Source organism: Vibrio sp. 99-70-13A1, assembly GCF_013114625.1.
Lineage (GTDB): Bacteria > Pseudomonadota > Gammaproteobacteria > Enterobacterales > Vibrionaceae > Vibrio.
Map to the genome: position 1 here is coordinate 1 of NZ_VTXD01000020.1, position 13,618 is coordinate 13,618.

Annotated in this window: 12 protein-coding genes; 4 read left to right on the forward strand and 8 right to left on the reverse strand. The window is 38.7% G+C overall.

Going from position 1 to position 13,618, the window contains the following annotated elements:
* Positions 1–337: 337 nt before the first annotated feature.
* A complete protein-coding gene (locus F0226_RS13170; protein WP_137373762.1) occupies positions 338–511 on the forward strand; it encodes an RNA helicase in 174 nt (57 codons plus the stop codon).
* Positions 512–634: 123 nt separating this feature from the next.
* Here F0226_RS13170 and dbpA read toward each other — a convergent pair whose 3' ends face one another.
* Positions 635–2,014, reverse strand: a complete 1,380-nt coding sequence (dbpA, locus tag F0226_RS13175) for an ATP-dependent RNA helicase DbpA (RefSeq protein WP_171736074.1) — start codon at positions 2,012–2,014, stop codon at positions 635–637.
* A 197-nt stretch (positions 2,015–2,211) separates the two neighbouring features.
* Here dbpA and F0226_RS22680 point away from each other — a divergent pair, with 197 nt between their 5' ends.
* On the forward strand, positions 2,212–2,895 hold the full coding sequence (locus F0226_RS22680; protein WP_171736075.1) for a prepilin-type N-terminal cleavage/methylation domain-containing protein: 684 nt from the start codon (positions 2,212–2,214) through the stop codon (positions 2,893–2,895).
* A 99-nt stretch (positions 2,896–2,994) separates the two neighbouring features.
* Here the strand turns inward: F0226_RS22680 and F0226_RS13185 are convergent, their stop codons facing one another.
* Positions 2,995–3,903 carry an aldo/keto reductase family oxidoreductase gene (locus F0226_RS13185; RefSeq protein WP_171736076.1) on the reverse strand — a complete coding sequence of 303 codons (909 nt, stop codon included), beginning with the start codon at positions 3,901–3,903 and terminating at the stop codon, positions 2,995–2,997.
* Positions 3,904–4,033: 130 nt separating this feature from the next.
* Positions 4,034–4,693, reverse strand: a complete 660-nt coding sequence (locus F0226_RS13190) for a hypothetical protein (protein WP_171736077.1) — start codon at positions 4,691–4,693, stop codon at positions 4,034–4,036.
* Between the two features lie 481 nt (positions 4,694–5,174).
* Here F0226_RS13190 and F0226_RS13195 point away from each other — a divergent pair, with 481 nt between their 5' ends.
* On the forward strand, positions 5,175–7,022 hold the full coding sequence (locus F0226_RS13195; protein WP_171736078.1) for a M3 family metallopeptidase: 1,848 nt from the start codon (positions 5,175–5,177) through the stop codon (positions 7,020–7,022).
* Positions 7,023–7,117: 95 nt separating this feature from the next.
* Here the strand turns inward: F0226_RS13195 and F0226_RS13200 are convergent, their stop codons facing one another.
* The 5 genes from F0226_RS13200 to F0226_RS13220 all read right to left on the reverse strand — a co-directional run bounded on the left by F0226_RS13200 (position 7,118) and on the right by F0226_RS13220 (position 11,416).
* Positions 7,118–7,582, reverse strand: coding sequence for a GNAT family N-acetyltransferase (locus F0226_RS13200; protein WP_171736079.1), 465 nt, complete (start codon positions 7,580–7,582; stop codon positions 7,118–7,120).
* A gap of 127 nt (positions 7,583–7,709) precedes the next feature.
* On the reverse strand, positions 7,710–8,180 hold the full coding sequence (locus F0226_RS13205; RefSeq protein ID WP_171736080.1) for a GNAT family N-acetyltransferase: 471 nt from the start codon (positions 8,178–8,180) through the stop codon (positions 7,710–7,712).
* Between the two features lie 349 nt (positions 8,181–8,529).
* On the reverse strand, positions 8,530–9,261 hold the full coding sequence (locus F0226_RS13210) for a GGDEF domain-containing protein (protein WP_171736081.1): 732 nt from the start codon (positions 9,259–9,261) through the stop codon (positions 8,530–8,532).
* Between the two features lie 26 nt (positions 9,262–9,287).
* On the reverse strand, positions 9,288–10,055 hold the full coding sequence (locus F0226_RS13215) for a helix-turn-helix transcriptional regulator (protein ID WP_171736082.1): 768 nt from the start codon (positions 10,053–10,055) through the stop codon (positions 9,288–9,290).
* Between the two features lie 449 nt (positions 10,056–10,504).
* Positions 10,505–11,416 carry a LysR family transcriptional regulator gene (locus F0226_RS13220; RefSeq protein WP_171736083.1) on the reverse strand — a complete coding sequence of 304 codons (912 nt, stop codon included), beginning with the start codon at positions 11,414–11,416 and terminating at the stop codon, positions 10,505–10,507.
* Positions 11,417–11,705: 289 nt separating this feature from the next.
* Here F0226_RS13220 and F0226_RS13225 point away from each other — a divergent pair, with 289 nt between their 5' ends.
* Positions 11,706–13,334: a methyl-accepting chemotaxis protein gene (locus tag F0226_RS13225; RefSeq protein WP_171736084.1), complete on the forward strand. Its 1,629-nt coding sequence runs from the start codon at positions 11,706–11,708 to the stop codon at positions 13,332–13,334.
* The last annotated feature ends 284 nt before the right edge of the window (positions 13,335–13,618 follow it).

Genomic DNA, 13,618 nt, shown 5'->3' on the forward strand with positions numbered 1-13,618 from the left:
GTTCCACACCCTGACAATAACAAGCATACGGTTACAAGTTGCCACCACCTTAGTAATTTCATTTTCATCTACTTCCTTTTTGAAACTCTAAATACAGTTATTAAATATCAATAACTTATATATTCACCAAAACCGATAGAATTCTATTTCTCATCCTTGTTCTTCACTATTCCAAAGTAGACCCTTTAGATAAAGCACTCAAGTCAGCTTACTGAAAAAAGTGATAAAAGGAATGACACTAGGAAAACCTAAAATATAATTATTAAATGCGATCAATAATACAATTTACGGTATGAAATTTGCATTAATTCTCGTAATTACCACAGGGGGGTAAGTTATGGCCGCTATTCCTCATTATGAATGCGAAATTGAATATGAAGTCTGCTACTTCGAAAATGGCAAAATAACAACAACAAGAATTATGGCAACAAATCGCCAGGAGGCTATGGATTGGTACTTGGGGGCAGGAAAGCACATGAATGACCTCTACTCAATCAGACCAGATGAATAGAGCTGAACTCTCAGTTTAGACTTTTCATTTTAGATATTTATAAGATCATGAAAGGTTTAACCTAAGCTTAGTTGCCTAGGTCAAACCTTTGATCAATTTTAAGACCGATAAATTCTGAGTGCGTTACTTCAAAATACGAGCACGGAATTGACGCCCTTTCATCTTGCCTGACTCAATTTTGTTCAATGCTTTTTTCGCTAATGATTTTTCAATCGCAACGTATGCACGCATTGCTGATAAATTGATCTTACCTACAGACTTACCATCAATACCGCCTTGGCCTGTTAGCGCACCTAAAATATCACCCGCACGCAATTTAGCTTTCTTACCACCATCAATTTGGATAGTAACCATATTCGATTGATATGGTTTAGAATTTGGCTTCTCTGGTAGTGTAGATGGCTCAATCGGCATATCCATGTACTCATCAATTTGAGCAACACGGTGCATTTCTTTCTCGCTGAAGAAGCTGCAAGCAACGCCTTTTCCACCAGCTCGACCAGTACGACCAATTCGGTGAACATGCACTTCAGGATCACGAGACAGTTCAAAGTTGAACACGGCATCAAGGTTATCAACATCCAGACCACGAGCAGCTACGTCTGTCGCGACTAAAATAGAAATAGTCTTGTTTGAGAATTGAACCAAAGCTTGGTCACGTTCACGCTGCTCCATATCTCCATGCAGTTCAGTTACGCTGAAACCACGGTGGCTTAATTCATCATTCACGTTCTGAACTTCTTTCTTAGTATTACAGAACACAACAGCAGACTCTGGCTGATGATGAAGTAAAAGAAGTTCTAGTGCATCATCACGCGCTTCTGTGCCTTCCAGCTTGTAGAAGTGCTGTTGAATACTTGAATGATCGTGAGTGGATTCTACCTTCACCATCTCAGGGTTTAGCATAATGCGATCAGCAACAGATTTGATCTGTTTTGGGAATGTCGCACTGAATAATAGCGTTTGGCGCTGTTTCGGTGCTGCTTCAATTACCGCATCCAAAGCATCTTGGAAGCCCATTTCAAGCATGCGATCGGCTTCATCTAATACAAGCGTATTCAGTTCAGATAAATCAATGCGACCTCTTTCAAGGTGATCCAAAATACGACCTGGTGTACCTACTAGAATATGAGCACCATGCTCTAATGAACCAATCTGTGGTCCCATTGGCATTCCGCCACAAAGCGTCAATACTTTAATATTGTGGATACCACGAGCCAATGTGCGAATTTCTTTTGCTACTTGGTCTGCTAGTTCACGTGTTGGACAGAGAACTAATGACTGCACACGAAAGCGTTTTACTCGCAAGTTTTGCAGTACACCAAGACCGAAAGCGGCAGTTTTACCTGAACCAGTTTTACCCTGACCAATTACATCTTTACCCGCTAAAATAGAAGGTAAGCTCAATGCTTGAATAGGTGTCATTTGGGCATAGCCTAATGCGTCTAAGGTTGTTAGAAGCTCAGGCTTAAGGTCAATAGAAGAAAATTTAGAAGTGCTCAATGGAAATGTCCAACAGATAAAAAACAGAGTGCATTATGAGTGTTTTTTAAAAATATTCCACCCATAAAGCTGCTTAATATTTAACCGTAAATTTTAGGTAATTCAAAAACCATCAATTACCGGTTTCAATATGTTATAGACATGATAAAATTCAAACGGGATTTCATACTATATAATAAACATTAACGGAGGTTACCATGAAGCTACCCAAGCATAACTCCGGCTTTACGTTACTTGAGTTAATCATCGTTATTCTTATTTTAGGTGTGTTAGGCGTTGTTGCTGCGCCTCGATTTTTATCCTACTCAAATGAAGCAAATGAGACCGCTGCTACAGGCTTATTAAGCAATTTTAGAACCGGTACTAACCTATTCCAAGCGGCTTGTTTAGCGAGAGGTGGAGATACTGCAGAGCCTCAAGGGGAAAACACATCCTCATTTAATATTGATGGTATCTATTCCAACTTCTCTGGCTCTTGCTTCCCGGTAAAAAATAGCCGAGGAGGGAGTCGCCGCGATATAAACAATGTCAGATCTTGCTACGTATTGTTACAAGAGATAACTAACTCCGATCATTATGAAGATAAAACCTATGGGAATAACCCAAGATCTGGAGGGAGTAATAGCCGAGGAAATGTCTCTGGTGATAACTTTCAAACTGCGAAAGATGCCGGTTATGAGTTTCTGATCCACCAGTCGCGCGACTACTTTTCTTATTGCCACTTTTACAGCATTGAAGGCAGCTTAGAAAACGCTGCATATTTACTCTATAACGCTGTCGATGGTGAAATGGTCTCAGGAACAAAAGACTTAACTAATGGTGTGAATTGGCCAGATGAACTACTTGAATATCTTATTGCAACTGGGCCACCCTATTCATAATAAGCAAAGCACATAATAAATAGAGCTCGTAATAAACAAAGGTCATAATGCATAAAGCCAGCAATTGCTGGCTTTATTTACATTCAAATAAACTTCAGTTTATGGCACACCGTGACCTTTCGAAGCCACCCACACGCGGTACCACTGCTCTCGAGTTAACTCTACTTTTAAAGAATCAACAGCAGCTTGGACACGTTTAATTTTCCCAGAGCCAACAATCGCCAATGGATTTGAAGGCAAACGTCTCACCCAAGCGTAAATCACTTGATCAGTGCTGTCTGCGCCGATTTCGATTCGAATTGCTTCTAATTCTTCACGAACGCGCACCGCTTGTTCAGTAGTGCCAGTGAAAATGCTTCCGCCACCTAGACAAGACCAGGCCATCGGGCGGATACGATTCATTTGGAGTTGATCTAATGTACCGTCATGAGCTACTTCAAAGTTCAGAGGGTTGATTTCAACCTGGTTAGTGACTAATGGTTTACCTAAACGTGACTGTAAAAGCTCAAATTGGCGAGGTGAAAAGTTAGACACACCGAAATGCTTCACTTTCCCGACTTTGTGTAACTCAGTAAAAGCTTCAGCAACTTCATCAGCATTCATTAAAACGTCTGGGCGGTGAATAAGCAGTACATCCACTTCATTCACACCAAGACGCTCAAGCGAGTTATTCACTGATTGGTAGATATGCTGAGCACTCGTATCATAATGGTTAATCTTACGATCTGGCGTATGATCACCGCATAAATTGATGTCGCACTTGGTGATGATTTGAATTTGCTCGCGGATACTAGGCTCAAGCGCTAATGCTTCACCAAATAACTTTTCACATTGGTAGTTACCATAGATATCAGCGTGATCAACCGTAGTGATACCAAGATCAATATGTTGCTTAAGAAAAGTAAGACGCTCTTGAGACGTCATATTCCATTCTTCTGTTCGCCAATAACCTTGGACTAATTCAGACAGCTCAGGACCTTGCGGTGCTGTCGTTACTTTTGCAACCATCGGTTGTCTCCTTTATCAATAATGCAATTATCCTATGCTTGTTTTACCGAAGGCTCAACGTATAAAAGATGTCACTAGGAATCCTTCATGAAAAATGTGAATCTCGCTTTATTAAAAGCAGCTCTCGGAATTAAAGCGCTTCTCGAAACAATTCCAGAGTTAATGTTGATCCTTCCCTTAATAATCTAACTTTAGGCGAGCTATCTTTTCCTGTCATCCAAGTGCTCGCTTGATCACTAACAAGCCTACGTTGATTCATAAATGTGATTAATTTTGTATCTACCGATTGAGGGCTTTCATTCTGCTGTTTCGCAGCGGCAAGTTCTTTGACCACATCGAACACTTCGTTTCCAATAACGATGGATTGAATAACAAAACCATCTCGTCGTAAGTTTGCTTGAAGCATCGTATAAGTATGAGCATTAAAAATCGTATTAAAGCGTACGACACTGACAAACTTGGTAGACAACTTCTCTTCAGTTACAGTAATTTCATCAGTTTTTCCGGTCTGTTTAGTATCTGTAAGTTCTAGCTCAACATAAACTTTTTCGTTGTAGTATTTAATTTCATCACTGCACAATAAGGTCGCTTCTTCTTCCCCACAATCGAATAGCCCAACTTCATTAAGCAAACTGTTGGCTTCGGGTAGAGCTTGGGCAGTGTTAAAGACATGGCGAAGCCACCAAGGCTCTATCTCGGCAGCAGGTAGTGATGAAGAAAAACAAAGTAATAGCAAAGATAGACAACGGCTATTTACAGAAAAGAAGGCTTGCAACAAGGAAGATTTCATAATGGAAAACTAAAGGGGCGATACACTGATTATATTCTTTCGAAAAGCCTATTGGATAGTCCCGCGCTCAATTTCAATAAATAAGTCACAGATAATTACAGATAAAAAAAACGGGCATACATGCCCGCTTGATTTATACCCAAAGATTAATCAATCTAATCGATGGTTAAATCCCGAATAACGTATTCCGTCACGTTGAGAACCATTATTCGAATAGAATAACATTCGCCAAATCCGTATGCAATACGCAAAAACTCAAGATGAATGAAATTATTGAGGTGAAAAATATCGAGCCTATTAAATTGAGATTATCATTTAAATAGACATTTTCTCGGTGATACCGAATGTAAAGCTATGTACATAAACCCAGTAAAAACCTCTTTACAATTGCATTCACAACAACTTTCACTTTCTCACTCATCATTATTATTTAATATGACATAATGGAGACAATATTAAGCGTCAATTTACAGGGAACAAGATGACTGCTACTGCATACCTAAACGATCTCAATCAACGTTATTTATCAATCCACAGAACCAAAGAAAACTTCTTCTGGGAAACGTATATGGGCATCAGCGATGACCATGATGGCTCTACCCAAGCCCAAACCAAATGGACAGAATTTTTAAGTGCTGCTAGCCAAATAAAAGAAATTAAGCATCAAATTGAACAAGCAGAACAACTTCAAGACGAAGCTGAAAAACAAAGTACTTTAGTAGGTCTGCAAGGTTGGTTAGCGACATTTCAGGCTCACGCAATCGAATCAGAAGAGTCTCAAACACTGAAAGCAGAACTCATCAAATTTGAAGCTGAATTGTTCGAGAAAAAACAAAACCACATCATGACCTACACCAATGAGGAAGGTCAGTCAGTTGAAGGCTCTTTGCCAGTACTTAGTTCAGCAATTCGTACCAATTCTAATGAATCAGTTAGAGAGTCTGCACATCAAGCTTTCTTAGATTTAGAGCAATGGTTACTTCAAAACGGTTTCCTTGAACTTGTAAAACGCCGTAATGAATTTGCACGTTCACTGGGATACAAGACTTTCTTCGATTATTCAATCGTCAAAACAGAACAAATGACCACTGCTGAGCTGTTCACTATTTTGGACGACTTTGAAGAACGCACTCGCGATAGCCACCAAAATAGCTTGAATAACTTAGCGCAAAGCAAAGGCGATGCTGCACTGAAAGGGCATAACTTTGTCTTTTCATTTGCAGGAGACGTGATGCGTGATCTCGACCCTTACGTTCCGTTTTCTAAATCATTACGCCGTTGGGTTGAGTCGTTTGGTCGTCTAAACATTACGTATTCTGATGCGGAACTGACTCTAGATTTGCTTGACCGTAAAGGTAAGTATCCAAATGGGTTCTGCCATGGACCTATCCCGTCTTTTTACGATCAAGGTGAATGGGTTGCTGCAAAAGTTAACTTTACGAGTAATGCTAAACCAGACCAAGTTGGCAGTGGGTATGACGGTATCAACACCCTATTCCACGAAGGTGGCCATGCCGCGCACTTTGCTAACGTAAAAATGAATGCACCATGCTTCTCTCAAGAGTTTGCACCTACATCTATGGCATACGCAGAAACGCAATCAATGTTCTGTGATAGCCTTTTAAACGATGCGGATTGGCTGAAACAATACGCAATTAACTCAGAAGGTGAAGCGGTTCCTGATGAAATCATCAAAGCGATGATCGACAGTAAACAACCGTTCCAAGCTTTCCAAGAACGCAGCATTCTGGTAGTGCCTTACTTCGAGCGTGCATTGTACTTGCTCAGCGATGACGAGTTAACTCCTGAACGTGTAACGAAACTTGCTCGTGATACAGAGCAACAGATCTTAGCGTTAGAGTGCAGCCCTCGCCCATTAATGGCGATTCCTCACTTATTATCTGACGAAGCGTCTTGCGCTTATCAAGGGTATTTACTGGCTCATATGGCGGTTTACCAAACCCGTTCTTACTTCACTAAGAAGTTTGGTTACCTTACTGACAACCCTGAGATTGGTCCATTGCTGGCGGAGCATTACTGGCATGCGGGTAATAGCATAAATCATAATGGAACCATTCAACGCCTTACAGGGGAAGGGTTCAACGCTAAATACTTAGCGGATGAATGTAACCTTTCTGCGGAGCAAGCTTGGGCAGTTGAACAACAGAAAATTGAGCTGTTAAACTCTAGAAAACGCTCTGAAATCTCTCCTCTTCAAGCTTCAATTACCATTGTGGATGGCAGCACCGAATTGGCAAGTAACACACAATCGAACGACGAGATGTGCCAACAATTTGAAAGCTATATTTTCGATAAATACGGTTGTTAATTAGAAGTACCTAGAAATAATTCGCGTTCAAAAAGGCTAACATTCATGTGTTAGCCTTTTATTTTATGCCAAGAGTTAAGAATCTTGATTATGATCTAAGTGCGCTTCTCCATCACAAAGTTTCTTAATGTCTGCCCACGCACTTCAACCTCTTGTTCTTTAACGACTCTAAAACCGAAGTGTTCATAGAAAGGACGAGCGGTAATACTGACTTCAGAATAGAAACGTTTTAATCCTCGTTGCTTCCCCGTTTTCAGTACATACTCCATTAAAGCCTTACCGACACCTTGTCCTTGATATTCATGATGGCAAAAAAAGTGATCAATAAGTCCACTAGATTGTAAATCGGTATACCCAACAATGTCCCCGTTAATTTCAGCGACAAATGGAGATAAGCTTGTCACTTTATTCATCCAAATTGATAAATCAAATCGCTCTGGTGCCCAAGCTTCTACTTGATCTTGTGAGTAATCTTGAATATTAATATTTCGAATCGTGCGAAAGTGAATGTTCCAGAGCGTTTCAGCATCTGATTCTTGGTATTGCCTAATAGTGACCACTTTATTTCTCCATTACTCACCACCATACAGTGATGTTTGAACCAGAGCTCATTGACTTATCGAATTGCCAGCGTGTATCTATAACCATTACCGAGTCCAAATATTCGCCAATAAGATCAACCACTTATCATAAAATGTTGCCGCGCATAATAAATTGAGGACCTGCCGCACCGCCTAAATACTTCTCATTAACATACTCAAAACCACCTTTTTCATAGCAACTGAACGCTATCGGATTTTTGCAATTAACGGTTAAATATATAGCGTCATATTGTGCGTAATGAGCTTTTAGATAAGGAAACAAAGCCTTAACCGATCCAGTACCCAAGCCTTTCCCTTGTTGGTTTTTATCAAGCGCAAATGCTCTTAATCCAAGGCTATTTTCTGGACAAAATTCATAGTTTCCCGAATAGGCAGTATCTAACTTAAAGAAGCCAACAACCTCATGATTAAATTTAATGACATGCAGATGAGTAGTCTCACTTCCATCCAGTAAGAATTCGTTTGCCGTGCCTGCAAACTTGACTTGTCCTTCCTCTAATTGGATAGATTTCACTGAATCAAAATGTGTGTTTTTGAGCTTTTCGATAATTATCATGATTGCTCCATCAATCGATCAATGGGTAATACTGCCCCTCAAACATGCGATATTCAAGTGCGTATTTAAAAGTAGAAAATAGCTTTCGTTTAAAAAGCAATTTCTATTCCAAACGCAGGAAAATAAAGACAACGGATCCATTGTTACAGCAGAATTTAATCTTAAAGCTAAGCATATTACCAAAAGCTATAAAATCTAGAAATGAGGTCATTCAATAGTAATGTTGGTATTTTAAGTTCGTATCCAGTGACGTAACACTCTAAGTATAAACTAGTAAGGTCTAAATTTTTCCTAAACTAGATCTACGAACAAGAGTTGTTCACTACTGTTAGCCATTTAGCTGCGTGACTTAAATATTAATTGGATCATGATGTATCTGACCGCGTCCTGATCTCTTAGCAACATAAAGAAGGTCATCAGCTCTAAGCATCGCATTATGAATTTCTTCATGGGGCTCTAAATAAATTAACCCACCAGATACGGTTACTGACTGAAGACAAATATCACACATATAAGCATCCTTCAAAATGCAGTTTTGCAGGCGGTTCACTAGATCAACGAGTTCAACATAATGATGTGCTCTTATGATCAAGATAAACTCATCCCCACCAACACGATAACACTCATCATACTGCCTAACATTCGTCTTCAAAATCTCCCCAATACGAATCAATACCAAGTCACCAATGTAATGTCCTAATGAATCATTGATCTGCTTAAAATAATCGATGTCCAAAGCTATCACACCAATGCAGTGGAAGCCTTTGGTCTTTAGATCCTTCTGAATCCTAAAGTCTGCTCCTTTCAGAAAATTTCGATTCTTCAAATCAGTAAGAGGATCATTTTCAAGTTGCACTTTAGAATTTTGATAATACTGAGAAAACTGGATCATTAAATAGTAAACAATCAGCCAAAAAAATAGAGATATAAAAAAGAAGATAGATGCATGATAGTCGTGGATGAAAGTATTATCGATAACAACCTGGTTATGCTGTTCATCAAATTGTAAGAACACTATATATACACCTAATATAAGCATAACTTGATGTTTATATTTAATAAATCTTCTTACATGCTTCATATATTCCTCCTATCCTAAGAAAATAGTCATATTGATTCAAATGGTGCTGACCCAAGCCACTTATTATGCCCATAGCAGGCAATAAGCTGGTTTTGACTATTACACTGAGATTTATTCAGGATGCTTTTAATCTGACTTCTTACTGTTTCTTTTGATACTTGCCTGATATTAGCGACTTCAGTACTACTCCAACCTTGTAGAATTAACTTCAGGACTTCTAATTCTGAAGGCGTTAAGTCCGGTTGTGCAACTACATCACTACTGGTTATTAAGTTGTCCCATATATGCAGTAACATATGGTGAGCGGACCATGAATTTGCCCAGGCAGTGGAGATGTCACAGATGGTTCGTAACTTATCAAGCTCTATTGAAGTCAGCTCTCGTAAACTATGCATGATGAAGGTAAATTGGAAGCCATAAGCCACAATGTCTCTAAGCATATAAGTTCTAAGACTGTGACTGATAGTTAATTGTTCATGGTCGAAAATAGGTTGTTTAACGAACTTATCTTCATATTTTTTAATTTCTTTACACCTTTGAATTAGGCTCGTATTTAAATATTTTTGAAGGTGTTTGTTTATACAAGCACTAATATTTATTCGCCCTGATATGGATTCAATGACTTTAAGTTCTGGGTTATTCGAATCTGAAAATATCACAATTACAATGTTTTCTATCCCTACTGCACCGAGATCTTTCCGTATTTGTTCTTCGAACTGCTTGAATGGTATTCCTAACGTTCTTGTTATTTCTATAGGATACGTACTCATTGTCATTTCATTCCCTGCTTCCATGGAACCTGCTAGATAGGGCAAGCATTTCTACATTCATTTAATAAAATATTAACCTTAATAGCTGTATGGTTTCATCACCCATATAGGGTACTGAGTAAAACTTTAGTTATAAAGATATCACTTATATTCATGCAGATAGCTTCTATCAACAACGGTAGTTTACTTATAGCTAAAATAAGAAATAAAATTGAAATGATAAAAAATAAAATTGACTAAAAATCAGACATGTTCAAAAATTAATCAACTAACACAATTAAACTATTACCATTAATGTTAGATGAAGGAATTAAACCTGTTAATGGCGGTTTATTTATTAAGATAAGAAACTAGAATAATCATTTACTTTAAAATTAATAATAATTATCACAAACTAAAATAAATATTACATATAAATAAGTTGCAACCGATAACATGCAAATATAATTAACCCTATAAAATTATACTTTCCTTTATAGCTTTGACGCTTTAATAAGCATTTCACGCAACCAACGGTGCTTAATATCTTTATCCCTTGCCTTATGCCAATACATGCTCCCTCTAAAAATCTCAGGAAATAAATCAGAAGAGAGAACTTTAAGCCCATGTAACTGCAAATACCGATCTGAAATAAAATTTATGGGGATACTTCCTAGGCAATCGGTTTGTTCAATTATAGGCAGAAATTCATGAATGTTACTTGCATACCAAGCAACATCTCTTTGTTTTAGAATGTCTTCTGACTGCACTCCTTTACCAACCAAGTAAGCCTCTTTTTGTGCTTCAGAACTATGTACAACATGCTTTTCTGTAAGGTACTGATCGAGCGTTATGCTGTCACCCGTTAGCCTTGGATGATCTTCACGGCAGATCACCGCTACCTTTGTTTCAATAAGTACTTTTGAACATAAATGCGGGTACTGCTTGTGCTCAATATCTAATAACACATCAAAATCTTTGTTCCTCAAAATTACATCTTGGTTATTACTGACAAGTGGAGAAATACGTAATTTTGCATTAGGAGCAGTTTTAAGCCAAAGCTTGGATAACGAAGGTAATAAATTTAAGCCAAAAACACTTAAAGATGAAATAGAAAAATGATGTGAGAAAGTAGCAGGGTCAAACTGACGATGCTGCGGTGTCGTCAGTTTAATCACATCGACCGCTTTAGATAGTTCAGGATAAATATCAATAGCATAAGGTGTTGGAGTAACCTTTCTATTATCGATAACAAAAAGGGGATCTTGAAATAAATCTCGTAATCGCACAACACTTTGACTGACAGCTGACTGGCTCAAATTCATTTTTTTTGCTGCTGCCGTATAGCTTCCTTGCTCATAAATGGCAATAAATGTTGGGATCAAGCTAAAGTCTGAGTGACGCATAAGTATTTAATAACCAAGAAATCAATTTATATAAGCTATCTTATAACAAGCATGTATCCATTGTTATGCACATCATACAATTTACACTACCTACTTCTGGCTACACAGAAGTAAGTAGTTCAAATAATAATATGACTCAAGCTGGATCGACCGATCATTTTTTGATCGATTGAGATTAAACCCATGTTTTATATGGTTATCTTAGTGATATGCATCCCAAATAGATATTATTTCGGTTTGCATTATGCAACTCTTATTTATGCTGCAACGAGCATAAGGAAGCATAATCATGTTAAATAATATCACCATAAAAAATAAGCTTAGATTCCCCCTGATCATCATTTTTACTGTGTTCTGCATAAGCTCAGCTTTCAACATAAAATATTCTTGGAAACAGTCTGATCTCAGTGAGGAGTTGGCTCAACTATTTGGAGCCAGTGTTGTTTTGAACGATGCATATCGAGATATGTATCAAGCCAGTTACGCTGTATCAGGCATCATTCTTTCTCGATCTGATAAAGAGTTTGCCATTCATGACTATGAGTTCACTGATAATGCACTCAAGGCGGTTCCTCGCTTTGAAAAAACGCGTGCAATATCGTCATTGATGCCCAATCAATATCAAAACGATGTATCAAATTTAGTGAGTTCAGGCAAAAAGTGGCTCAGTAACTACGAGAATATTCGTATGCTAAATAAGTCTGAATGGGCTTCCGAATTTCAGCGTAATAGTGACAAAGCATTCAACCTTTTCGTACAAGCAAGAAAAGATCTAAACAAAGTAAATGATGCTATTGAGGCTCAAATATCGGCTACTGAAGTCGAAATAGAAGAGGCGAGACTTACAGCAGAACGCACATTAGAATCCAGTATTGCGTTGATTCTTATCATTTCATTAGCGACTCTCGCTTTCTATACCAAAACGGTAATCAACCCAATCGATAAGCTTAAATTAGCACTTAGAGATATCGCCTCTGGTGAAGGAGATCTTTCTCAACGTGTGACTAAGGTATCCAACGATGAGCTGGGTGAAATGACCGATTCATTCAATACCTTTGTTTCGCAGATACAAGGTACTGTCTCTCTTGTTATAAAAACCAGTGACGCTTTAGATTTCGAGCTCAATCAGGTTCGAGGTTTAACACAACAAATCTCTACCGCCACTAGCAGCCAACAACGTGATTCCCAAGCCGTAGCGACTGCAGTTCAAGAGATGCAACATGCTGCGCATGCTGTAAGTGAAAGCACGACAGACACCGCGGACTCTTCTACGCTCGCCAATGAACAAATACGTTCGGCATCATCCACGATTAATAACACCATTGATCAAATTTCAGAGCTGTCTAATGATGTGAATACTGCTGAAGATGTGATCTCAAAATTGAATGAAGACGTCAATCAGATCAGTAGCGTTCTTGAAGTCATTAGAGGGATTGCAGAGCAAACCAATCTACTCGCACTAAACGCAGCTATTGAAGCGGCACGTGCAGGAGAGCAAGGTAGAGGCTTTGCCGTTGTCGCTGATGAAGTGCGCTCTTTAGCAAGTCGCACTCAAGAAAGTACTGGCGAAATCAATGCTATGATCGAGCGCTTAGAAGCTGGTGCAAAGAAAGCTGTTGTCGTAATGAACCAAAGTGTCGCAAGCTCTAACGCTACCATTGAAAGTGCAGGTAAAGCTGGTGATAGCTTAACTCTGATTGAAAAAGCCATCACTTCAATTTCAGAAAAAACAGACATCATTGCTACTGCAGCTCAAGAGCAAAGTAGTGTAAGTGATGATATTACTCAAAATGTACAAACTATCGCTGATAGCAGTGAAAGCATAGTCGCTACGGTTAACCAAGCAACTGAGTCTTTTGCTGTTATGGCTAAAGAAAGCCAAATACTCAGCGACCAGGTCAACAAGTTTAAGGTTTAGCTTAGTTTTTAAAGTTACGGTCAATTATTAAAACTTAGCGCCCCATAAAGCATTTCAATACGCTTAAAGATAAAGTGTCCCAACAAGCTTGGGACACTTTATCTATTTTAAACTATCAAAGCACGCCTGAATTAAGCCTCGGCTCTCTTTCGTTGGCTGCCTATTCTTCTTGCCACAAATTAGATTAATCTGGTAAACCTGCACCAATGAGCCCTGCAACTCCTCGTCGATAAAGCCATATTTATCCTCATCATCAAATTCTTCGCTATTAACAATCGCCGCAC